General features: G+C 55.7%; 21 protein-coding genes. 11 read left to right on the forward strand and 10 right to left on the reverse strand.

The features are described 5' to 3' along the window. The 3 genes from ppk1 to purM all read right to left on the reverse strand — a co-directional run bounded on the left by ppk1 (nucleotide 1) and on the right by purM (nucleotide 3966). On the reverse strand, nucleotides 1-2061 hold the full coding sequence (gene ppk1 / locus QE396_RS00510) for a polyphosphate kinase 1 (protein ID WP_014171133.1): 2061 nt from the start codon (nucleotides 2059-2061) through the stop codon (nucleotides 1-3). 229 nt (nucleotides 2062-2290) lie between these two features. Continuing rightward, on the reverse strand, nucleotides 2291-2932 hold the full coding sequence (gene purN / locus QE396_RS00515) for a phosphoribosylglycinamide formyltransferase (protein WP_014171132.1): 642 nt from the start codon (nucleotides 2930-2932) through the stop codon (nucleotides 2291-2293). Continuing rightward, nucleotides 2929-3966 carry a phosphoribosylformylglycinamidine cyclo-ligase gene (purM, locus tag QE396_RS00520; protein WP_020883059.1) on the reverse strand — a complete coding sequence of 346 codons (1038 nt, stop codon included), beginning with the start codon at nucleotides 3964-3966 and terminating at the stop codon, nucleotides 2929-2931. The genes purN and purM overlap by 4 nt, the downstream gene beginning before the upstream one ends. A gap of 266 nt (nucleotides 3967-4232) precedes the next feature. Between purM and QE396_RS00525 the strand changes: the two genes are divergently transcribed. The 4 genes from QE396_RS00525 to QE396_RS00540 all read left to right on the forward strand — a co-directional run bounded on the left by QE396_RS00525 (nucleotide 4233) and on the right by QE396_RS00540 (nucleotide 8627). Then, nucleotides 4233-5663, forward strand: a complete 1431-nt coding sequence (locus QE396_RS00525; protein ID WP_020883060.1) for a 6-phospho-beta-glucosidase — start codon at nucleotides 4233-4235, stop codon at nucleotides 5661-5663. A 164-nt stretch (nucleotides 5664-5827) separates the two neighbouring features. After that, nucleotides 5828-6454: a uracil phosphoribosyltransferase gene (upp, locus tag QE396_RS00530; RefSeq protein ID WP_020883061.1), complete on the forward strand. Its 627-nt coding sequence runs from the start codon at nucleotides 5828-5830 to the stop codon at nucleotides 6452-6454. Between the two features lie 86 nt (nucleotides 6455-6540). Beyond that, nucleotides 6541-7830, forward strand: coding sequence for a uracil permease (gene uraA, locus QE396_RS00535; protein ID WP_014171128.1), 1290 nt, complete (start codon nucleotides 6541-6543; stop codon nucleotides 7828-7830). A 95-nt stretch (nucleotides 7831-7925) separates the two neighbouring features. Then, nucleotides 7926-8627, forward strand: a complete 702-nt coding sequence (locus QE396_RS00540) for a DnaA inactivator Hda (RefSeq protein WP_212479862.1) — start codon at nucleotides 7926-7928, stop codon at nucleotides 8625-8627. Between the two features lie 56 nt (nucleotides 8628-8683). Here the strand turns inward: QE396_RS00540 and QE396_RS00545 are convergent, their stop codons facing one another. Genes QE396_RS00545 through celB form a run of 3 tightly spaced genes read right to left on the reverse strand, consistent with a single transcriptional unit; the run spans nucleotide 8684 to nucleotide 12384 of the window. Further along, nucleotides 8684-10105, reverse strand: coding sequence for a M17 family metallopeptidase (locus tag QE396_RS00545; RefSeq protein ID WP_020883062.1), 1422 nt, complete (start codon nucleotides 10103-10105; stop codon nucleotides 8684-8686). Next, nucleotides 10102-11061, reverse strand: coding sequence for a N(4)-(beta-N-acetylglucosaminyl)-L-asparaginase (locus tag QE396_RS00550; RefSeq protein WP_020883063.1), 960 nt, complete (start codon nucleotides 11059-11061; stop codon nucleotides 10102-10104). Before QE396_RS00550 ends, QE396_RS00545 begins: the two co-directional genes overlap by 4 nt. Before the next feature lie 3 nt (nucleotides 11062-11064). Next, entirely contained in the window at nucleotides 11065-12384 is a 1320-nt protein-coding gene (celB, locus tag QE396_RS00555) for a PTS cellobiose transporter subunit IIC (protein WP_014171124.1), read from the reverse strand. Between the two features lie 145 nt (nucleotides 12385-12529). Between celB and QE396_RS00560 the strand changes: the two genes are divergently transcribed. Further along, nucleotides 12530-13354, forward strand: coding sequence for a helix-turn-helix domain-containing protein (locus QE396_RS00560; RefSeq protein WP_020883064.1), 825 nt, complete (start codon nucleotides 12530-12532; stop codon nucleotides 13352-13354). Here QE396_RS00560 and arsC read toward each other — a convergent pair. Together arsC and bepA are read right to left on the reverse strand one after the other, a co-directional pair. Beyond that, entirely contained in the window at nucleotides 13351-13707 is a 357-nt protein-coding gene (gene arsC, locus QE396_RS00565) for an arsenate reductase (glutaredoxin) (RefSeq protein ID WP_014171122.1), read from the reverse strand. The two genes, QE396_RS00560 and arsC, sit on opposite strands and share 4 nt — an antisense overlap. 18 nt (nucleotides 13708-13725) lie before the next feature. Next, on the reverse strand, nucleotides 13726-15189 hold the full coding sequence (gene bepA, locus QE396_RS00570) for a beta-barrel assembly-enhancing protease (RefSeq protein ID WP_020883065.1): 1464 nt from the start codon (nucleotides 15187-15189) through the stop codon (nucleotides 13726-13728). Nucleotides 15190-15410: 221 nt separating this feature from the next. On the opposite strand from bepA, the gene QE396_RS00575 reads away from it, so the two are divergent. Further along, a complete protein-coding gene (locus tag QE396_RS00575) occupies nucleotides 15411-16475 on the forward strand; it encodes an AI-2E family transporter (RefSeq protein ID WP_014171120.1) in 1065 nt (354 codons plus the stop codon). A gap of 121 nt (nucleotides 16476-16596) precedes the next feature. Here the strand turns inward: QE396_RS00575 and bcp are convergent, their stop codons facing one another. Continuing rightward, on the reverse strand, nucleotides 16597-17067 hold the full coding sequence (gene bcp, locus QE396_RS00580) for a thioredoxin-dependent thiol peroxidase (RefSeq protein WP_014171119.1): 471 nt from the start codon (nucleotides 17065-17067) through the stop codon (nucleotides 16597-16599). Continuing rightward, on the reverse strand, nucleotides 17067-17636 hold the full coding sequence (locus tag QE396_RS00585; protein WP_014171118.1) for a glycine cleavage system transcriptional repressor: 570 nt from the start codon (nucleotides 17634-17636) through the stop codon (nucleotides 17067-17069). The genes bcp and QE396_RS00585 overlap by 1 nt, the downstream gene beginning before the upstream one ends. A 145-nt stretch (nucleotides 17637-17781) precedes the next feature. Between QE396_RS00585 and dapA the strand changes: the two genes are divergently transcribed. The 5 genes from dapA to QE396_RS00610 all read left to right on the forward strand — a co-directional run bounded on the left by dapA (nucleotide 17782) and on the right by QE396_RS00610 (nucleotide 23502). Then, the gene (dapA, locus tag QE396_RS00590; RefSeq protein ID WP_014171117.1) at nucleotides 17782-18660 is read left to right on the forward strand and encodes a 4-hydroxy-tetrahydrodipicolinate synthase; all 879 of its coding nucleotides are present in this window, start codon (nucleotides 17782-17784) and stop codon (nucleotides 18658-18660) included. Between the two features lie 16 nt (nucleotides 18661-18676). Continuing rightward, complete coding sequence (bamC, locus tag QE396_RS00595; RefSeq protein ID WP_309949605.1) at nucleotides 18677-19717, forward strand: outer membrane protein assembly factor BamC; 1041 nt, start codon at nucleotides 18677-18679, stop codon at nucleotides 19715-19717. 109 nt (nucleotides 19718-19826) lie between these two features. After that, entirely contained in the window at nucleotides 19827-20540 is a 714-nt protein-coding gene (purC, locus tag QE396_RS00600; protein ID WP_008501631.1) for a phosphoribosylaminoimidazolesuccinocarboxamide synthase, read from the forward strand. 119 nt (nucleotides 20541-20659) lie between these two features. Then, the gene (locus QE396_RS00605) at nucleotides 20660-21529 is read left to right on the forward strand and encodes a neutral zinc metallopeptidase (RefSeq protein WP_020883068.1); all 870 of its coding nucleotides are present in this window, start codon (nucleotides 20660-20662) and stop codon (nucleotides 21527-21529) included. Beyond that, entirely contained in the window at nucleotides 21529-23502 is a 1974-nt protein-coding gene (locus tag QE396_RS00610) for a tRNA(Met) cytidine acetyltransferase TmcA (RefSeq protein WP_020883069.1), read from the forward strand. Before QE396_RS00605 ends, QE396_RS00610 begins: the two co-directional genes overlap by 1 nt. Nucleotides 23503-23546: the final 44 nt, after the last annotated feature.

Consider the following 23546-nt stretch of genomic DNA (forward strand, 5'->3'; position numbering starts at 1 on the left):
TTAATCGGGTTGCTCGAGTGATTTGATATAGTCGTAAATCGCCAGTTGCGACCGCACTTTACGGCGATTGCCGCGCGGTACATAGCGGTTACTGAGTTCTTTGTCGATATAGCGTGCTTTCACCGTATCGCTGAACAGAATCTCGATGATATCGAGGATCTGCTGCTTCAGCCGCGGATCCAGGAGCGGTGTCGCGACTTCAATTCGGTAGTCAATATTGCGCGTCATCCAGTCTGCAGAAGAGAGATAGACCTGCTTATCACCCGCATTATCGAAAATATAGACCCGATCGTGTTCCAGGTAGCGGTCAACAATGCTGATCACGCGAATATTGTCGCTAATGCCTTCGAGTTCAGGGATCAGTGAGCACATACCGCGTATCAACAGATTGACCGGAACGCCGGAGCTGGACGCCGCATACAGACGATCCACCAGTCCTTTGTCGACCAGGTTGTTGAGTTTCAGCGTAATGCCCGACGACAGCCCTTTCTGGGCATTGGCGATCTCTTTATCGATCATGTCGTACAGCAGGCGGCGTGAGTTCTGCGGCGAGACCAGCAGATAATCGAAGCTGACCGGGCGGTACGGGTTCTCAATAAAGTTGAACACCCGGCGAACCTCGTTAGTGATGCGCGCATCGGCAGTCAGCAGCGAGTAGTCGGTATAAATTCGCGCGGTTTTTTCGTTAAAGTTCCCGGTCCCGATGTGGGCATAACGCACCACGTCCTCCCCCTCTTTACGGGAGATAAGGAACAGCTTGGCGTGAATTTTCAGCCCAGGTGCTGAGAAGATAACGTGGACACCGGCTTCCGTCAGACGGCGCGCCCAGTGAATGTTTGCCTCTTCGTCGAAGCGTGCCTGCAGCTCAACCACCACGGTCACTTTTTTGCCGTTGTGCGCCGCATGGATCATCGCATCGATGATGCGGGAATCTTTTGCCACACGGTAGATGTTGATTTTGATCGCCAGTACGTTCGGGTCGAACGAAGCCTGACGCAGCAGTTCCAGCACGTGTTCAAACGTATGATACGGATAGTAGAGCAGGACATCGCGCTCGCGAATGGCGTCGAAACCGTTGCGGAATTTATCGAACCAGAGATGGCGCAGACGCGGCAGCGGTTTGTTCACCAGATTGGCCTTGCCGACGTTCGGGAAGCCAATAAAGTCTTTAAAGTTATGGTAACGACCGCCCGGCACGATGGAGTCATAGCGAGAAATGGTCAGCTTGTCGCGCAGCATTTCCACCATGGCATCTGGCATATCGCGCTGATAAACAAAGCGCACCGGCTCCGCCGTCAGGCGCTGTTTCAGGCTGGATGACATCAGCTCCATCAGGCTGGCTTCCATCTCGTGCACCAGATCGTATTCGGCGTCACGGGTCATCTTCATGGAGTAGGCGTTTAACGCGTCGTAATCGAAGAAGCCCTTGAAGATATCGTCCAGGCAGTAACGCAGGATGTTATCGAGCAGGATCATTGGCTTGCGTCTGCGCGGGGTTTCCGGCGGCAGGTTCACAAACCGCGGCACCTTATCGGACGGGATCTCAAGCAATGCGTAACGAATCGTGTCGCCACGAATAATTTCCACCGCGAGGTAGGTGTAGTCATCTTTCAGGAACTGCACCAGATCGGTTTCGCGGTTGATCAGAATCGGGGTAATGTGCTGGCGCAGGTAATGTTTGAAATAGTGGCGCAGCCAGGTTTGTTGGTTAACAGAAAGCTGACGTTCGTTAATCAGGAAGATTTGATTGCGTGCCATTTCCAGCAGCAGTTCGTTATACAGGCCGTCAAACTCCTGATCGGCTTTCAATACGCGCGACTGAATTTTGCCCAGCAGATGGCGCGAGTGAGAGTTTAAGCCCTGTTCTTCGCTGATGATGATTCGCCGTTTCAGTTCGGCAAAGCGAACCTTGTAGAACTCATCCAGGTTGTTGGAGTAAATCCCCAGAAAACGCATACGCTCGATAAGCGGGTTACTTTTGTCTGCCGCTTCCTGGAGTACACGTTCGTTGAATGCTAACCAGCTTAGCTCTTTCTCGATATATAACTTTTCCTGACCCATTACAGCTCACACTCCAGTTCAATCACAGGACGTGGTAAATCCGTCTCGTCTTTATTATGGCGAGCATTTCCACGATATGTCCAACAGTGCCAGAAAAGTATGACAGTTATTTTTTTTCTGGGGGATTTTAGAGGGTTGGGGGAAGGGCATGTCGGGAAGCGCGGTGCTCACCCGACAGTGAAGACCACAGGCCCGTGCAGGCGTCGCGCCGCCGGGCACATCAAACAAACTACTCGTCAGCGGCATAACCCTGTGCAGGGAGCCTGACGCCGTCCAGCCAGGCGGCACCGTCGCGCATCTGAAGACGCCCGTCAACAAACCAGCTTACCACCAGAGGATAAATGGCGTGTTCCTGCGTCTGCACGCGTTCGGTAACGTCGTCTTCGCTGTCACCTTCAAAGACCGGCACCTTTGCCTGCAGGATCACCGGCCCGCCGTCCAGCTCGTCGGTAACGAAATGCACGGAGGTACCGTGCTCTTCATCGCCGTTTTCCAGAACCTGACGATGGGTGTGCAGGCCGGGATACTTCGGCAGGAGGGAAGGGTGGATATTCAGCAGACGACCAGCGTAGTGCCCGACAAATGCCGGGCTCAGGATACGCATATACCCCGCCAGCACGACAACGTCAGGCGCATAGGCATCAATCTCCTGAACCAGTTCCCGGTCAAACGCTTCACGTCCGGAGAACTGGCTGGCTTCCAGCGCGTGCGCGGGAATGTTCTCTTCCCGGGCACGTTCAAGGCCGAACGCGTCGGCCTTATTGCTGAATACTGCCCGAATGGTGCCGTTGATTTTCTTCTGTTTGCAGGCGTCAATTATCGCCTGCAAATTGCTTCCGTTACCGGAAATGAGCACCACAATGTTTTTCATTCAATGACCACACGCTGTTCGGAATCGGATGCTTTGATAATACCGATTTTCCACGCGTTTTCACCTTTGTCGGTCAGCAGTTTAATCGCCTTATCCGCTTCGCTTGCTGGCAGCGCGATAACCATGCCCACGCCACAGTTAAAGGTGCGGTACATCTCGTGTGAACTCACGTTGCCCGCAGTCTGCAGCCAGTTAAAGACGGACGGCCACTGCCAGGACGATTCGTCAATCACCGCCTGGGTGTTGTCCGGCAGTACGCGCGGAATGTTTTCCCAGAAGCCGCCACCGGTCAGGTGGGCAATGGCGTGCACGTCAACCTTCTCAATAAGCTCCAGCACGTTTTTCACGTAGATGCGGGTCGGCGCCAGCAAATGGTCAGCCAGTGGCTTGCCATCAAGCTCGGTGGTCAGTGGATCGCTGCCGCTCACGTCGAGGATTTTACGCACCAGAGAGTAGCCGTTCGAGTGCGGGCCGCTGGAGGCCAACGCGATCAGCACATCACCATCAGCCACTTTACTGCCGTCGATAATTTCTGATTTTTCTACTACGCCAACGCAGAAGCCTGCGACGTCATAATCTTCGCCGTGATACATACCGGGCATTTCGGCGGTTTCACCACCGACCAGCGCACAGCCAGACTGCAGACACCCTTCGGCAATGCCGTTAATGACGCTTGCTGCGGTATCCACGTCCAGTTTTCCGGTCGCGTAGTAATCCAGGAAGAACAGCGGCTCTGCGCCCTGAACCACCAGGTCGTTAACACACATCGCGACCAGATCGATACCGATCGTGTCGTGACGTTTTAAATCCATCGCCAGGCGCAGTTTCGTCCCTACACCATCAGTACCCGAGACCAGAACAGGTTCACGATATTTTTGCGGCAGTGCGCACAGTGCGCCGAATCCACCCAGACCACCCATCACTTCCGGGCGGCGGGTTTTTTTCACCACACCTTTGATTCGGTCAACCAGCGCATTACCTGCGTCAATATCAACACCGGCATCTTTGTAGCTGAGAGAAGTTTTGTTGGTCACGGCTCAAGTCCCCACGCGATTGCATAGCTAGTAAGAAAAATCGGCGCAATTCTAACAGTCCAGGCAAACGTTTGCGAGCCTATTCTCGGCGAGAGGATTTTTTTTTCAGCAGGCCCTGCGAATGCGCCCAAAGTTGAGTCTGTTCACGAAAATGAAACCGGTTTCGGTTTTCTCCTTGCAACAGAAAGCCCCTTTGCACATCATCAGGATGAAACCGGTTTCTGTAATTGTTTTTGCAGAAAATAACGCAGAATGAGGGAAAGTGTATGTCTGGATTCAAAGCAGATTTTCTGTGGGGCGGTGCGGTCGCAGCGCATCAGCTGGAAGGGGGCTGGAACGAGGGCGGTAAGGGGATCAGCGTTGCCGATGTGATGACCGCCGGCGCGCACGGCGTGCCGCGTGAAATCACCAACGGCGTGCTGCCAGGGAAAAATTACCCTAACCATGAAGCCATCGATTTCTACCATCGCTATAAAGAGGACATCAAACTCTTTGCCGAGATGGGCTTCAAATGCTTCCGTACCTCCATCGCCTGGACGCGTATCTTCCCGAAAGGGGACGAGCTGGAGCCTAACGAAGCTGGCCTGAAATTCTATGACGACCTGTTTGACGAGTGCCTGAAGTATGGCATCGAGCCGGTTATTACCCTTTCCCATTTCGAGATGCCGTTCCACCTTGTCACCGAATACGGTGGCTGGCGTAACCGTAAGCTGATCGACTTCTTTGTTCGCTTTGCGGAGGTGGTGTTCAGACGTTACCAGCATAAAGTGAAGTACTGGATGACCTTTAACGAGATCAATAACCAGGCTAACTTCCACGAAGACTTTGCACCGTTTACCAACTCCGGCCTGAAGTACGAGCCGGGCGAAGACCGCGAGCCGGTGATGTTCCAGGCAGCACACTATGAGCTGGTGGCCAGCGCCCTGGCGGTGAAGGCCGGGCGCGACATTAACCCGTCGCTGCGGATCGGCTGCATGATTGCCATGTGTCCAATCTATCCGCTGACCTGTGCCCCGGACGATATGATGATGGCGATGAACGCCATGCACCGTCGCTACTGGTTCACCGATGTCCACGTGCGCGGCAAGTACCCACAGCATCTGCTTAACTACTTTGCTCGTCGCGGTTTCACGCTGGATATCACAGAAGAAGATAACGCGGCGCTGACGCAGGGGTGTGTCGATTACATCGGCTTTAGCTATTACATGTCTTTCGCCACCAAAGCGACGGCGGATAACCCGGAGCTGGATTACGATGAAAGTAAGAGCCTGGTCTCCAACCCGTACGTGCAGAAATCTGACTGGGGCTGGCAGATTGATCCGGTGGGCCTGCGTTACTCCCTGAACTGGTTCTGGGATCACTATCAGCTGCCCCTGTTCATCGTGGAGAACGGCTTTGGCGCCATCGACGTGCAGGAGAGCGACGGTTCGGTGAATGACCAGTACCGTATTGATTACCTTGCCGCGCACATCCGCGAAATGAAAAAAGCGGTGGTCGAAGATGGCGTTGATCTGATGGGGTATACCCCGTGGGGCTGTATCGACCTGGTGTCTGCCGGAACGGGTGAAATGAAAAAACGCTACGGCTTTATCTTTGTCGACAAAGACAATGAAGGTAACGGCACCCTGAACCGCAGTAAGAAGAAGTCGTTTGACTGGTATAAGCAGGTGATAGCCAGCAACGGCGACACTCTTTAATTCCAGCAGAGTAAAAACGCAAAAAGCCGGAGCTTGCCCTCCGGCTTTTTTGCCTCTAAAACACTTTGCTTGATGTACGTCAAGCAAGTTGGGTATGGTGCAATCCGAAAAAAGCGGTATAATCCCGCGATTTTTTTGCGGTTGCCCCTCAGAGGAGAAAGAGAATGAAGATTGTGGAAGTGAAGCACCCACTCGTTAAACACAAGCTGGGCCTGATGCGTGAGCATGACATCAGCACGAAGCGTTTTCGCGAACTGGCTTCTGAAGTCGGCAGCCTGCTGACCTATGAAGCGACCTCTGACCTGGAAACGGAAAAAGTGACCATCGAGGGCTGGAACGGCCCGGTTCAGGTTGAGCAGATCAAAGGTAAGAAAATTACCGTTGTGCCCATCCTGCGTGCCGGCCTCGGCATGATGGAAGGCGTGCTGGAGCACGTGCCAAGCGCGCGCATCAGCGTGGTCGGGGTCTACCGCGACGAAGAGACCCTGGAGCCGGTACCGTACTTCCAGAAGCTGGTGTCTAACATCGACGAGCGTATGGCCCTGGTGGTTGACCCGATGCTGGCGACCGGCGGTTCAATGATTGCCACCATCGACCTGCTGAAAAAAGCCGGTTGCAGCAGCATCAAAGTGCTGGTGCTGGTTGCCGCACCAGAAGGTATCGCGGCGCTGGAAAAAGCGCACCCGGATATCGAACTCTATACCGCGTCTATCGACCAGGGGCTGAATGAGCACGGGTACATCATCCCGGGGCTTGGCGATGCCGGCGATAAGATTTTTGGTACTAAATAATCGAATAACGATAATGAAGCCGACTTTGATAGTCGGCTTTTTTTTGAATAAAACGCCAACAACAATACTACTCAGAGGAAAACACTATGACGCGCCGTGCTATCGGGGTGAGTGAAAGACCGCCGCTTTTACAGACAATCCCGCTTAGTCTGCAGCACCTGTTCGCCATGTTTGGCGCAACCGTGCTGGTGCCAATCCTGTTTCACATTAACCCGGCTACCGTGCTGTTGTTCAACGGTGTGGGTACGCTGCTTTACCTCTTTATCTGTAAAGGCAAAATCCCTGCCTATCTCGGCTCAAGCTTCGCCTTTATTTCACCGGTTCTGCTGTTGCTGCCGCTGGGGTATGAAGTGGCGCTGGGCGGCTTCATTATGTGTGGCGTCCTCTTCTGCCTGGTCTCTTTCATTGTGAAGAAGGCCGGTACCGGCTGGCTGGACGTTATGTTCCCGCCTGCCGCAATGGGGGCCATTGTCGCCGTCATCGGTCTGGAGCTGGCGGGCGTGGCGGCCAATATGGCCGGCCTGCTGCCTGCTGACGGGCAGTCACCGGATTCCAAAACCATCATCATCTCGATGGTGACACTGGGCGTAACGGTATTTGGTTCCGTGCTGTTCCGCGGTTTTATGGCGATTATCCCGATCCTGATCGGTGTGCTGGCGGGGTACGCGCTCTCCTTTGTGATGGGCGTTGTTGATACCACGCCTATTGCTGAAGCGCACTGGTTCGCACTGCCAACCTTCTATACCCCGCGCTTTGAATGGTTTGCCATTTTCACGATCCTGCCCGCGGCGCTGGTGGTTATTGCTGAGCACGTAGGTCACCTGGTGGTGACGGCAAACATCGTTAAACGTGACCTGATCCGCGACCCGGGCCTGCACCGCTCGATGTTTGCTAACGGCCTCTCTACCATTATCTCCGGTTTCTTTGGTTCTACGCCTAACACCACCTACGGTGAGAACATTGGCGTGATGGCGATTACCCGCGTCTACAGCACCTGGGTTATTGGCGGCGCGGCAATCATCGCCATCCTGCTCTCCTGCGTGGGCAAACTGGCGGCGGCTATCCAGATCATTCCGGTACCGGTAATGGGAGGCGTCTCTCTGCTGCTGTACGGTGTGATCGGCGCGTCCGGTATTCGCGTGCTGATTGAATCGAAAGTGGACTACAGCAAAGCGCAAAACCTGATCCTCACCTCCGTGATCCTGATCATCGGCGTGAGCGGCGCGAAGGTGCACATCGGTGCGGCTGAACTGAAAGGCATGGCGCTGGCGACCATCGTGGGTGTGGGCCTGAGCCTGATCTTCAAACTGATCTCCGTCCTGCGCCCGGAAGAAGTGGTGCTGGATGCTGAAGACAGCGAAAAAGCGTCACATTGATCGTAAAACCGGGCGGACGATCCGCCCGGTTCTCTCCTTGCACGTTCCGTGCTAAACTCACCGCCGATTTTATGTAAGATCTGGTTGAGGTACTTCTGAACGGACCGGCACAGCTCTCTCTGCCACTCTATCTCCCTGACGACGAAACTTTTGCGAGTTTCTGGCCGGGTGATAACCCCTCTTTACTGGCTGCACTGCAAAACGTGCTGCGTCAGGAACACAGCGGATACATCTATATCTGGTCACGCGAAGGCGCGGGGCGCAGCCACCTGTTGCATGCCGCCTGTGCGGAGCTTTCCGCGCGGGGTGATGCGGTAGGCTATGTGCCGCTGGATAAACGTACCTGGTTTGTGCCTGAAGTCATGGAGGGAATGGAACATCTCTCACTGGTCTGCATCGATAATATCGAATGTGTGGCGGGGGATGAGCCATGGGAAATGGCGATCTTTAACCTCTATAACCGCATTCTGGAGTCGGGGAAAACCCGGCTGCTGATCACCGGCGATCGTCCGCCGCGCCAGTTGAATCTGGGGCTGCCGGATCTGGCTTCCCGTCTGGACTGGGGGCAAATCTATAAGCTGCAGCCGCTGTCGGATGAAGACAAACTTCAGGCGTTACAGCTGCGCGCAAGATTGCGCGGCTTTGAACTCCCGGAAGACGTGGGGCGTTTCCTGCTCAAGCGCCTGGACCGGGAAATGCGCACGCTCTTTGATACGCTCGATCAGCTCGATCGCGCTTCGATTACCGCGCAGCGCAAGCTGACCATTCCTTTTGTGAAAGATATTCTGAAGCTGTGATGCGATTTTCTCCCTCTGCCTGGCGCAGAGGGAGAACCAGTGCCACTGGCTAAAACTCACCTGTCTTCCAGCAAATGCTCAACCAGAAGTGGAATGGGTCTGCCCGAGGCCACGCTTTTTCCGTTCTCACGCCACAGCGCCGTGCCGCTAATATCCAGATGGGCCCATGGAATGGTCGGCGGGCAAAAATGGTGTAACAGCCAGGCCGCCGATGCGCTGATCGCCGCATTATTGGGTGGGGTATTGCACAGGTCGGCGATGGCGCTGTCGGTCTGTTTTTTTAACCGTGCATCCAGCGGCAGGGACCACACCTCATCACCGCTCCGTTTCCCCGCGTGGGTGAGCGCCTGACGCAGCGCTTCGTCCTGCGTCATTAACCCACTCAGCTCGTACCCCAGCGCTTTCACGACGGCACCGGTTAAGGTCGCCATATCAATAATATAGCGAGCCTGCGGATGACGCTGGCTGGCCCAGGCGATCGCATCCGCCAGTACCAGCCGGCCTTCGGCATCGGTATTGTTGATTTCAACCGTGATACCGTTGCAGGCGCTGGCCACCGTGCCCGGCTGCATTGCATCCGGTCCTATGGCGTTTTCCGCCAGCGCCAGTACGCCCATAATACGAACCGGCAGGCCGAGTTCTGCCACGCTCAGCATCAACCCGAGCACGTTCGCTGCCCCGCACATGTCATATTTCATGGTGTACATGCCCGCGCCTTCCTTCAGCCACAGGCCACCGGTATCAAACGTTATGCCTTTGCCCACGTAACAGCGTACCGGGCCATCAGCGATGCCGTTATAGTGAATGGCCAGCAGCCGCGGTGGACAGGTCGCGCCTTTACCGACGGCATGCAGAAGCCCCAGTCCCTGTTCAATAATTTGCTTTTCATCAAGCACTTCACACCGCAGGGCGGGGAAGGCGGCGCACAGCTTTTGCGCTTCGTCGACGACATACTGCGGCGTACAGCGATCGGACGGCATATCCGCCAGACGTCGCGCGGCGACCATTCCTCGGGCAATGGCCTGCTGTCGCTGGAAGAGAGCGTCCAGCCTTTCACGCTGTTGCGGATGACACAGGGCGGTGACATGGCGAAGGCGAACGCTTTTGCCATCGGTTTTCTTAAGCTGCAGATCGCGAAGGTCATGCGCCTGGTTAAAGAGAAAACGCAGAACCTGCGTCAGCACCACCTCGTCAATATCCGTGACATCCAGTACCACATCGGCGCTGACCGGGGCTGCCAGCAGTGGACGGAGGGCGGCGAGTAACCCTTCTGTCAGACTGTCCTGCCAGAGCGCATCCGGCAGCAGCGTGATTCTGGCAAACGGGGCACAGCCAAAGCGGGTATCCGCGACGGCGTTTTGTTCACGCATTTCAGCGATGAGTGCGGTGTCCGGCAGTAACGCGCAGGCGGCCCGGGCAATAAGATGACTCTGGGGCTTTGCGTCTGCAAGGGCGGTGATAAGCTTAAAGGTAATCATTGTGACTCCTCAACTGGCGCGCGGATCCGCGCGGCATAGGCCTGCATCCATTCCTCATCCACGGGCTGATAGTGCGTTTTTTCCCGCAGGCGCTCGGCGCGAAATACGGTGAGAGGCTGGCGGGCCGTTGCCACCACAAATGAGAAGGTTTTGATGTTGGTTGCGGCGCCGAATTCGCCTTTATTATTCATGCACACCACCGAGAGATCGCCCGCGCGGCCAAAGCGTGACATCAGTTTGTCTTCCAGTTCGAAGACCACCGAGTCCGCCGCCTGCTGCGGTGACATGCCCTGTGCCATGCGGCGAACAATCTCGTAGCTGGTGCAGCCTTTCATCAGGTCTTCCCCCACGCCGGTGGCGGTGGCGGCACCGGTTTCACTGTCGCAGTAAAAGCCGGAGCCGATAATCGGCGAGTCGCCAATACGGCCGCGCTTTTTCATAAACAGACCGCTGGTGGAGGTCGCCACGCTCATCGACCCCATTTTGTCGAGGCCAATAATCCCGACGGTGTCATGCCCATCGTACGGGCTTAAGCCTTTGTCCAGCGTCTCCCGGCAGCGCTTACGATAATGCTGCATCGCGCGGTCGGTAAGCATGGTTTTGTTGGCAAACCCCTGACTCAGCGCCCATTCGCGCGCGCCCTGGCCGACCAGCAGGCTGTTATAGCGCTGGCGGCTTAGCGCATGGGCGACACGCACCGGGTTCGCAATATCAACCAGATCTCCCACGGCCCCAAACGCAAGCGTATCGCCATCCATATACGCCGCGTCCAGTTCGACTTCGCCATTTTCGGTTGGCAGCCCGCCGTAGCCGACGGATTTATACAACGGGAAGTCCTCGACGGCAGCAACGGCATCGACCACCGCTTCTGCTACCGGTTTCCCCGCAGCCAGCGCAGACGCAGACTCCGTGACCCCTTCAAGCGCCATTCGCCAGGTTGCGATAATTCCCCACATGCTTTACTCCTGTTTTGCAAGGGTTGGGTCGGTTTGCGTCACGGTGGCAATCTCCGCGGCGCGGTATTGTTTATCCACGATACGCATGAAAGGCAGATACAGCATGGCGCCAATCAGCAGGTTGATAAGCTGCATCACGCTGCCGCTGAGATGCCCCGTGACGATAAACCCGCTGATCACCGGCGGTAACGTCCAGGGGATAAACACCCCGGTGGTCACAGCGACGGCACCCATTTTCATCGCAGCATATTGCACGGTAACCAGGACCAGCGGCACCAGATTGAACGGGATCAGCATGATGGGGTTCATGATAACCGGCAGACCAAACAGAATCGGCTCGTTGATGTTAAACACCGAGGCCCCCGCGCCGAGACGCGCCACCTCGCGCATGTTTTTGCTGCGGGCAAAAATCAGCATCGCAATCACCAGCGAGAGCGTTGCCCCTGCGCCACCCATCCAGATCATGTCAAAAAACTGTTCGGTGATAATGTGCGGCGGCGTCGTACCCGCCTGGATGGCGGCGATGTTATCGGTCTGGTTCTCCATCCACAGCGGGCGAATGATGCCGTTGATCATTGAGCCTGAGTTAATGCCCACAGACCACAGAATGGTGATGCTGAACACCGTCATCAGCGCGCCGAAATAGGAGGTCCCGTAGTGGCGAACCGGCGTGGCGACCACCTCGTAAATAAACTGGTGAATGGTGTTGTAGTGGGTGTTTTCGAAAATGATGCGGATAATAAGCACCAGAATCATTACCAGCAGGGCCGGGATCAGCGCGGCGAACGACTCCTGCACCGCTGGCGGCACGCCATCAGGCATTCTGATGACCAGCTTTTTGCGCTTCAGCCAGCAGAACAGCTCCGTCCACAGCAGAGAGCCAATCATCGCCACGAACAGCCCTTTGCTGCCAATCCACTCCACCGGCATGACCGTGATACCGCCGTTTTCGGCCACTTTGATAAAAGGTGTCAGGATTAAAAAGGCAACCAGAGCCAGAATGCCGCAGGAGATGCGATCTTCGCCGTAGTGTTCAGCCAGGCGAAACGCCACCAGGAAGCTGATAAACAGCGACATGGTTGAGAACACCGCGTTGAACGGAATTTCAATGATGGCACTCCAGCTTTCACCAAATGCCTGAGACATAAACTGCTGATAGGTTTGGTTCGGAAAAGAGGAGATGACCAGCAGAATCGAGCCGACGATGATAAACGGCATGAAGGAAACATAGGCCCCGCGTATGGCGCCCAGATGCCGCTGTTGCGCAGTTTTGGCCGCCAGCGGCATCAGTTTTGCTTCAAGAAATCCCAGAACATTGTTCATTGTGAACTCCGTACAAGATTGAGGGGTGTTGTTATGTTATGTCTGTGGATTATCAGTGAAGCGCGGTGGCTGAAAGGTGAAACAGGTCACAAAGCACTCGCTAAGATATTATAAATCTCATGAGATTGGTTATGGAGTTACAGCGATGGAAATCAAATTGCACGCCAATGCCACCACCACGCCGCGGATCCGTCGCTATCTGCAACAATCCAATAAAAGCGACAGAGAACTGGCTACGGAGCTGGGTATTTCCGTGACGACCGTGCGGCGATGGCGCAATCGCGATCGGGTTTCTGACAATCATACGACCCCAAAATTGATACACAAAGCGATGAGACAAGAGCAGGTTGACCTCGTTAATGCCCTGCGTGATATCACGGGCGCACCGCTGGATGAACTCCTGCTGCTGGTTAACGCGGTGCTGGGGATTTCCGTTTCGCGGGCGACACTGAACCGATATCTCCGTCCCGCTCCTGCGAAACGTAAAGGCGTTGAACTTCAGGGGAAAAAAGCGCTAAAGGCAGGCGTTTTACCCACAAAACTGCTGGTGCATCACCAGCCTTTATCGCTGCATATGGATGATGGCGGGGAGCAGCATCTGCTGTGGGGGCGCGAACCGGTGAGCGGCTGGTGTTATGCCCGGCTCTATGCGGGAATTTCATCACAGCTGCTGAACAACTGGATGTGTGAGTTGCTGAACGCCTGTCCGGCTGGTATCCAATCTGTTGAGACTTTCGGTTTTGAACCCGACTTACCCACGGGTGAACCTGTCGTAAAAGTACAGCCGACCAGGCACAAGGCCGTGCAGGTTGCGGTACCGCTCGGCGACATCATTCCACGAGTGAATGCTGTTCCGTTAGGGCAGGTGTTGATCGAGATGTGCGAGTTCTACAATCGGGGCAAAGCGCAGAAAAAGCTGGGAGAGAGCACGCCGCAGGCCTTTCTGGAAGCGCTGCGGCGTAAGGATTAGAGAATCTCGAGCACCTCTTCCGGCGGGCGTCCAATACGCGCCTGACCGTTTGCGACCACAATGGGGCGCTCAATCAGTTTCGGATTTTCAACCATCGCCTGAATCAGCTCAGCCTCGGTTAGACGACTGTCATTCAGATTGAGCGACGTATACAGGTCCTCTTTCTGGCGCATTAGCTCTCTGGCACTGCCCATTCCCAGCATGTGCAGCAGCTGACGAAGCGTCTGTGCATCGGGCGGTGTCTCCAGATACAGCACCACTTCCGGGTCAATGCCGTTCGACTTCAGCAGGCTAAGGGTGTCGCGGCTCTTCGAGCAGCGTGGGTTGTGGTAGATTTTTACCGCGTCTGTCATGACCTGAATTCTCCTTTATTACATCTTCTCGTACGGCTTAAAGCGCTGCTGCAGACCGCGAAGCTGATCGATACGCGCATCGTAACGGGCCTGCTGCAGACTGCCGAGCTTAACCTGTGAACTGGCACTGCTCAGGAGGGAAATCGCCTGATCAAGACGCCCCACCAGGGCAAAGCCTTCGGCGCGTGCCGCAAGCTCCTGATCGCGGTTGCCCAGCTGCGCTTCTGCCTGGGCAAGCAGATCCCAGCCGTTCTGATCGTCTTTATTGTTAAAGGTGTAGCGGTTCAGAATGTTCGCCGCTTCAGCAGGCTGACCACCCTGTAAGTAAGCATTCGCCAGGTTAAGCTGCAGCACCGGGTTAGTCCGCACCTCTTTTGCCCCTTTCAGGCGATTAATCGCATCGGTGGCTTTTTTCTGCCCCAGATCGATATCCGTGGCGAGATCGAGATACCACGGGTTATTCGGATCGGCGGCGAGAAGTGGCTGCAGCGTTTTACGCGCTTCGTCATATTTGCTGGCTTCCATCGCCTGTAACGCCTGGCCATACTGAGCCGCGTTTTTCTCACGCACGTTGCCTTTTGCCAGCGCATCCAGCAGGTCGCTGGTCAGCTGGTTACGCCCGGAATTGTACATTCCAAGCGTTCGCACTTTTGCCATGTAGAAATCCTGCGACGACTGAACCACGACCGGGCGCATCTGGTTGGCACGGTTACGCGCATCCGACAGACGGCTTTCCGGTAAGGGGTGCGTCAGCAAAATTTCCGGTGGACGGGAGGAGTAGCGCGCCTGGTCGAGCAGCTTTTCGAGGAAGCTCGGCATGGCCTGCGGGTCAAAGCCCGAACGTTGCAGCACCTGAATGCCAATACGATCCGCTTCCTGTTCGTTTTGCTGGGTGAAACTGATCATCCCCTGACGTGTTCCCGCCAGCGTACCGGTTAACGCCGCCATCCCGGCCTGCGGGCTGGCCATTGCCAGCAGAATGGAACCCAATGCGCCAACCCAGGTCAGCGGAGCGTTACGCTTCTGGTCTTCCATTGCCCGGGCAAGGTGGCGCTGGGTGACGTGAGAGATTTCGTGCGCCATGACCGAGGCCAGCTGACTTTCGTTATCAGAGTAGCGGAATAACGCCGAATGCAGCACCACGTTGCCGCCAAAGAAGGCGAAGGCGTTGATTTCGTCATTATTGATTAAATAGAAGTGGAAGGGGGTTTTTACCGAGTTGGCGTGCGCGACCAGGCGCATGCCCAGCCCGTTGATGTACTGAACCAGCAACGGGTCGTTAATCAGCGGCGCGCTGCCACGCAGCTGACGAACGTAATAATCCCCCATCTGCATTTCCTGCCCAATGGAGAGCGTGCTTCCTGCTGTAGTGCCCATGTCCGGCAATGAATCGGACGAGTCAGCGAAAGCTGGCAACACCTGACCGACCGTCAGTGCGGCAATCAGTGTCGCAACCAGTGTTTTTCTCAACTGCCTGAACATAACCACTGTCCTGTATTTGGGATGTGCTAATTTGACCGATGAACCGGCATATCGTTCATCTCCACTGCCCTGCGAGTGTAGCCGTGTTGAAGCATGAAGAAAATCCCATTCATCAGGGTTTTGCGGATCGTGGCAGGGAGACAAAAAGCGAAAGTCTTTTTTGTGACAGTTAGATACAATTCACGTTCTCACTCCCGCCATCCGATTCAGGGAAGGGTTGTATGCTCGAAATGTTAATGCAGTGGTACCGCCGTCGGTTTAGCGACCCGGAAGCCATTGCTTTGTTGGTTATTCTCGTCGCCGGGTTCGGCATTCTGTTCTTCTTCAGCGGTCTTCTCGCCCCCCTGCTGGTCGCGATTGTGCTGGCGTACCTGCTGGAGTGGCCAACGGCGCGTCTGGAAAATATAGGCTGTTCCCGACGCTGGGCGACCAGTATCGTCCTGGTGCTGTTTGTCGGCATTCTGCTGTTAATGTCGTTTGTCGTTATGCCTGTGGCCTGGCAACAGGGGATTTACCTTATCCGCGATATGCCCGGCATGCTGAATAAGCTTTCTGATTTTGCCGCCACGTTGCCGCGCCGATATCCCGCCCTGATGGATGCCGGGATCATTGATGCGATGGCCGAAAACATGCGCGCCCGCATCATGACAATGGGCGATTCCGTGGTGAAATATTCCCTGGCGTCGCTGGTAGGGTTGCTCACGCTGGCCGTCTACCTTGTCCTCGTTCCGTTAATGGTTTTCTTCCTCGTCAAAGATAAAGAGCAGATGCTGAACGCGGTGCGGCGCATTCTGCCGCGTAATCGCGGGCTGGCCGGGCAGGTGTGGGAAGAGATGAACCAGCAGATCACCAACTACATTCGCGGCAAAGTGCTGGAGATGATTGTGGTGGGTGTGGCTACCTGGATTGGTTTTTTAATTTTCGGGCTTAACTACTCGCTGCTGCTGGCGGTGCTGGTGGGGCTGTCGGTGCTCATTCCCTACATCGGTGCCTTTGTGGTGACCATTCCGGTTGTCGGCGTTGCGCTGTTCCAGTTTGGTCTGGGGACCGAGTTCTGGAGCTGCTTCGCGGTGTACCTGATCATTCAGGGACTTGATGGCAACCTGCTGGTGCCGGTGCTGTTCTCCGAAGCAGTGAACCTGCATCCGCTTGTGATTATCTTATCCGTGGTGATTTTCGGCGGGCTGTGGGGATTCTGGGGCGTGTTCTTTGCCATTCCGCTGGCAACGCTGATCAAAGCAGTGGTTCACGCGTGGCCGGATGTGCCTGCGGTTGAGGATAAGTAGATAGTTGTGCGGCCTGATACCCTCTCCCGTGGGGAGAGGGGCAAATATCAAAAACGGTAACCTGCGTTACCGTATTGCATTTACCGCGTAGGTCGGGTCAGGCGAAGCCGCGGCCCAACGATCAGGCGCTTTGTTTGAGCCAGTTCAGCACCACGTCGTGGTGGTTGCTGGTTTTGAAGTCATCAAACACATGTTCAACTTTACCGTCAGCGTCAATCAGGAAGCTGATACGGTGAATGCCGTCGTAGGTTTTGCCCATAAAGGTCTTCTCGCCCCAGACGCCAAACTGCTCGCATACCTGGTGGTCTTCGTCAGAAAGCAGCGTGAAGTTAAGCAGCTCCTTTTCAGCAAATCGTGACAGCTTTTCTGGCTTATCGGTGCTGATACCCAGCACTTCCACGCCGACTTTTTTCAACTCGTCCATGTTGTCGCGTAAGCCGCAGGCCTGTACGGTGCAGCCCGGGGTCATGGCTTTCGGGTAAAAATAGACCAGAACACGCTGTCCCTGGAAGTCGGTCAAATTTACTTGCTCACCATCCTGGTCAGGTAAGCTAAATTTCGGTGCGATGTCACCGGCTTTCAGTGGGTTCATTACTCAACTCCATCCTGTTCATGCTGCGAATAATTGACGACGCTTATACTGCCTTGCGCGTTTAATTCTGTACAGAGGGCTTTGAACGCTTGCTCGATATTTGACGCATCCTGCGAGGCAGGACTGTGCGCGGTAATCTGAATAAAAAGGGTGGGAATGGCGCTGCCGTCACCCGGCTGCGTTCGGGAAACGAGTTCGGCAATATTCATCTGATGGCTGTCAAATAACGCGGTGAAGCGCTCAATCAGATGGGGTGAATCGGGGACTTCAACCTGCACCCAGACAGTCGCGGGCAGGGCCGGACGTGGGCGAGCAGTGGTGCGTTTCATCACGATCAGCAAATCCAGCTCCGCACCTTTGAGCGGCAGGGTCGATTCGATAAGGGTAATGGCATTCCATGTCCCGGACAGCAGCATAATAAACGTGAACTCTTCGCCCAGCATAGCCAGACGACTGTCCTCGATATTACAGCCGCAGCTGCTCACATGGCGGGTGATGGTGTTCACGATACCCGGCCTGTCAGCACCCAGCGCAGTGATAACCAGGTAATGTTGTGATGAGGTTGTCAAACCTGTTCTTCCTTTGCATGGTTAAGTCTTCCTAAGGAAAGCATAAAAAAAACATGCATACAACCGCCTGAGGGCCTCAGGTCGCTTGCTTTTATTACAGTTCCAAACGTACCATTGAGGCTCTTGTTCGCACAGAGGATGGCTCATGTTCACGGGAAGTATTGTCGCGCTTGTTACACCGATGGATGAAAAAGGTAATGTCTGCCGGTCAAGCATGAAGAAGCTGATTGATTACCATGTCGCCAATGGAACCTCGGCGATCGTTTCGGTAGGGACTACCGGTGAATCTGCAACGCTAAGCCACGAAGAGCACGGCGATGTGGTGATGCTGACCCTGGAACTGGCTGACGGGCGTATCCCGGTCATCGCAGGGACAGGCGCTAACGCCACGGCAGAAGCTATCAGTTTGACCAAACGTTTTAACGACAGCGGCATCGTGGGCTGTCTGACGGTGACCCCTTATTACAACCGTCCTACTCAGGAAGGTCTGTTCCAGCATTTCAAAGCCATCGCAGAACATACTGACTTGCCACAAATTCTGTATAATGTGCCGTCCCGTACTGGCTGCGATATGCTGCCGGAAACCGTTGGTCGTCTCTCGAAAGTAAAAAATATTATCGGGATTAAAGAGGCGACAGGGAACTTAAGCCGCGTTCATCAGATCAAAGAGCTGGTTTCAGACGACTTTATCCTGTTGAGCGGCGATGATGCGACCGCACTGGACTTTATGCAGCTCGGTGGCCATGGCGTGATCTCCGTAACGGCGAACGTTGCGGCCCGCGATATGGCTGAAATGTGCAAACTGGCGGCTGCCGGTCACTTTGATGAAGCTCGCGTGATTAATCAGCGTCTGATGCCGTTGCATAATAAATTATTTGTCGAACCCAATCCGATCCCCGTGAAATGGGCGTGTAAGGAGTTGGGACTTGTAGCAACCGATACGCTGCGTCTGCCAATGACACCGATTACCGACCACGGTCGTGAAATTGTCACAGCAGCGCTGAAGCATGCCGGTTTGCTGTAGAGTTTAGGGAGATTTGATGGCTTATTCAGTACAGAAGTCGCGCCTGGCGAAGGTTGCGAGTGTTTCGCTTGTTATGCTGCTCGCTGCCTGTAGTTCAGACTCGCGCTACAAGCGCCAGGTGAGCGGTGATGAATCCTATCTGGATGCGACCCCGCTTGCTGAACTTCACGCACCGGCTGGTATGATCCTGCCGATTCAGAACGGCGATTACAATATTCCCGTGACCAACGGCAGCGGCCTGGTCGGTAAAGCGCTCGATATTCGTCCGCCAGCACAGCCTCTGGCGCTGGTGAGCGGGGCGCGTACCCAGTTCACCGGTGATACGGCGTCGCTGCTGGTTGAAAGCGCCCGCGGTACCACCCTGTGGCCGCAGGTTGTGAGCGTCATTCAGGCGAAGAACTACACCATCGATAAACGCGATGATGCCAGCCAGACCTTGACCACCGACTGGATCGAGTGGAACCGTCTGGACGAAGATCAGCAGTACCGTGGGCGTTATCAAGTCTCCGTTAAACCTCAGGGTTATCAGCAGGCGGTTACCGTTAAGCTGTTGAACCTGGAGCAGGCGGGTAAACCGGTTGCGGATGCCGCATCAATGCAGCGTTACAGCACTGAAATGCTGAACGTGATTGCCGCGGGTCTGGATAAGAACGCCAGCGACGCCGCTAACGCAGCGCAGAGCCGCACACGCAACGGCGCGACGTTTGACGTTCAGAGCGGTGCGGATGACACCGGTCTGCCAATGCTGGTTGTGCGTGCACCGTTTAACCAGACCTGGCAGCGCCTGCCAGCGACGCTGGAAAAAGTGGGCATGAAAGTGACCGACAGCACCCGTTCAACCGGTAGCATGACGGCAACCTATAAGCCGCTGTCTGACAGTGCATGGCAGGAACTGGGCGCCACCGATCCACAGCTGGCTTCCGGCGACTACAAGATTCAGGTAGGTGACCTCGATAACCGCAGCAGTCTGCAGTTTATCGATCCGAAAGGCCACACGCTGACCCAGTCGCAGAACGATGCGCTGGTGGCCGTCTTCCAGGCTGCATTCAGCAAATAAATACGAGGGCTGGTTAATCCAGCCCTTTTTATTTTCGTGCTACGCAAACGTGTGCGTGGCATAATATCCCCAGTTTTGAACACCAATCATCACACCAGGAGTAATGAAGATGCAGAAGCAAGCTGAGTTGTATCGTGGCAAAGCGAAGACCGTATACAGCACGGAAAACCCGGATCTGTTGGTGCTCGAGTTCCGCAATGATACGTCAGCAGGGGATGGCGCACGCATTGAGCAGTTCGATCGTAAAGGCATGGTGAACAACAAGTTCAACCACTTCATTATGACCAAACTGGCCGAAGCGGGTATCCCGACCCAAATGGAAGCGCTGTTGTCCGATACGGAATGTCTGGTGAAAAAACTGGATATGGTTCCGGTTGAGTGCGTCATTCGTAACCGCGCAGCAGGCTCCCTGGTGAAGCGTCTTGGTATTGAAGAAGGTATTGAGCTGAATCCACCGCTTTTTGACCTGTTCCTGAAAAACGATGCCATGCACGATCCGATGGTCAATGATTCTTATTGCGAAACCTTCGGCTGGGTGAATAAAGAGAACCTGGCGCGCATGAAAGAACTGACCTACAAAGCCAACGACGTGCTGAAAAAACTGTTTGATGACGCGGGTCTGATCCTCGTCGACTTCAAACTGGAGTTCGGCCTGTTCAAAGGCGAAGTGGTTCTGGGTGATGAGTTCTCTCCGGACGGCAGCCGTCTGTGGGATAAAGAAACGCTGGATAAAATGGACAAAGACCGTTTCCGTCAGAGCCTGGGTGGCCTGATTGAAGCGTACGAAGCGGTTGCTCACCGTTTAGGCGTTAAGCTCGACTAACTCCCTCATCGCCAAAGGATATGTATATCCTTTGGCGTCTTACCCTTGTTTCCTATGGTAATCTTGCCGTTAACCGCCTACGATCATAGCTATTATTAATGGAATAGTTCGAGGTGGTTATGCGCTGGCAAGGGCGTCGTGAAAGTGACAATGTAGAAGACAGGCGCAGCGATAGCGGCGGCGGTCCTTCAATGGGTGGGCCTGGCTTCCGGTTACCCAGCGGAAAGGGCGGTATTATTCTGCTGATTGTGGTGCTGGTCGCGGGGTACTACGGTGTCGATCTGACCGGTTTAATGACCGGCCAGCCTCTGCAGCAACAGCAGCATTCTGAGCGCTCAATCAGCCCGAACGAGGATGAAGCGGCCAAATTTACCTCCGTTATTCTCGCCACCACAGAAGAAACCTGGGGTCAGCTGTTCGAGAAAATGGGGCGTACCTATCAGCAACCCAAGCTGGTGATGTACCGTGGCGCAACCCGTACCGGATGCGGCACCGGACAGTCGGTGATGGGGCCGTTCTACTGTCCGGCAGACAGCACCGTCTATATCGATCTCTCTTTCTATGATGACATGAAACGCAAGCTTGGCGCTGACGGCGATTTTGCCCAGGGCTACGTCATTGCGCATGAAGTCGGGCACCATGTGCAAAAACTGCTGGGGATAGAACCCAAAGTACGCCAGCTTCAGCAAAACGCCTCTCAGGCTGAGGTAAACCGTCTTTCCGTACGCATGGAACTGCAGGCGGACTGCTTCGCGGGCGTCTGGGGGCACAACATGCAGCAGCAGGGCGTGCTGGAATCCGGTGACCTGGAAGAGGCGCTCAATGCCGCGCAGGCTATCGGTGACGATCGTCTTCAGCAGCAGAGCCAGGGCCGCGTCGTCCCCGACAGCTTTACTCACGGCACATCACAACAACGATACAGCTGGTTCAAACGCGGTTTCGACAGCGGTGACCCGGCGCAGTGTAATACCTTCGGCAAAGCCATGTAATGGTGGCGTTTGAACATCTGATTCGCGAGCTTGAGCACAAAGGTCATCGTCGGCTGGTGGTGCTCAGCGGCGATGAGCAGTGGACATTCACGCAGGCATCAGCCCTGCGTGATGCCTTGCCCGGAGACTGGCTGTGGCTGGCGGATAACGTGTCCAGAGCCATCAGCGGGCTGCTGGGACGCGAGTTCCGGCACGCAATTTTTGATGCCCGCGCCGGGTTTGACGTCTCAGCCTTTGCGGCCCTGAGCGGGACGCTGCGTGCCGGTAGCCTTCTGGTGCTGCTGGTACCGCCCCCTGACGTGTGGGCGGAACAACCTGACAGCGATTCCCTGCGCTGGAGTGACAGCGCCGAACCCATCGCCACGCCAAATTTTATTCACCACTTTTGCCGGACGATTGCCGAGGATCCTGAGGCGATAGTCTGGCTTCAGCACCAGCCTTTATCGCTTCCCGCACGATCCGACGCCCCTGACTGGCAGCCTGCCAGCGGTGCGCCGCAGCGCGAGCAGGCTGAGATCCTGGCAGCACTCCTGGCCATGAAACGCGGCGTTGTGGCCGTTACGGCCCCGCGCGGACGCGGAAAGTCTGCGCTGGCGGGCATGCTGCTGAGCAGCACGCAGGGCAGTGCCATTGTCACCGCGCCATCAAAAGGGGCGACGGAGGTTATCGCCCGTTTTGCCGGCGAACGTTTTCACTTTATGGCCCCGGACGCGCTGCTGGCCTCTGAAGAGCAGGCCGACTGGCTAATTGTTGACGAAGCCGCTGCCATCCCCGGACCGCTGCTTGAAAAGCTGGTCGACCGTTTCCCGCGCGTCCTGCTGACCACAACGGTGCAGGGTTACGAAGGAACAGGAAGAGGCTTTCTGCTTAAGTTCTGTAGCCGGTTCAGCGGGTTGCAGCGGTATACCTTATCAACCCCGGTACGCTGGGCTGCAGGATGTCCTCTTGAGCGGGTCGTTGCCAGCGCACTGCTGTTTGACGATACGCTTATCGATCGCAGCCCAACAGGCGCCATACAGTTGACCTCTCTGGCCCCGGATGCATGGGCGAGCAACCCGGCGCTGGCGGCGAGTGTGTATGAGCTGCTTTGTGCGGCACATTACCGCACCTCACCGCTTGATTTACGCCGCATGATGGACGCGCCCGGCCAGCACTTCGCCGTCGCCCAAACGGACTCTGTCATTGCCGGGGCGCTCTGGCTGGTGGAAGAGGGGGGATTAACGGCGCAGCTCAGCCGTGCCGTCTGGGCGGGGTTCCGCCGCCCTCGCGGGAACCTGGTGGCGCAGTCCCTTGCCGCGCATGGCGGCTCCCCGCTGGCGGCAACGCTCAAAGGCCGACGGGTGACCCGAATAGCGGTACATCCTCGTCGTCAACGGGAAGGCATCGGACAGGCACTGATCCGCAACGCAAGCGGCGAGGATTACCTGTCGGTGAGCTTTGGCTATACCGATGAACTGTGGCGTTTCTGGCAGCGATGCGGCTTTGTGCTGGTGCGCATGGGCAGCCATCGCGAAGCCAGCAGCGGCTGTTATACCGCAATGGCCTTGCTGCCGCTCAGCGACGCGGGGCGACAGCTGTGTGAGCAGGCGCATCAGCGACTGCGCCGCGATGCGCGCGTGTTATCGGCCCTGAACGGTGAAAAGATCCCGGTGGACGATGGCTGGGAGGCTACCCTTAATAGTGACGACTGGCTGGAGCTGGCGGGGTTTGCCTTTGCCCACCGCGCGTTTTCTACCTCCGTCGCGGCGTTAACACGGTTGCTGCTAAGCGTGGACATGCCGCTGCCCGCCCTGCGCGGGAAAGTGGAGGCGAGAAGTGATGACGCCCGGCTCAGCGCTGAACTGCTTCTTTCGGGGCGAAAAGCGTTACTGGCCAGGCTTCGCAGTGAAACGGCGCAAGCGCTTGAAAGCCTTGAATCTGCACGCTGTCAGCAGCTGAAAGACGACATTTTGCAATGGCAATTTTTTCAATGACTTCTTCAGTAAAGTGGCATGGTCATTCCTCCTGAGAGGCGTAG

It is taken from the genome of Enterobacter sp. SORGH_AS_0287 (genome assembly GCF_031453695.1).
In the GTDB taxonomy this organism is placed as follows: Bacteria; Pseudomonadota; Gammaproteobacteria; order Enterobacterales; family Enterobacteriaceae; genus Enterobacter; species Enterobacter ludwigii.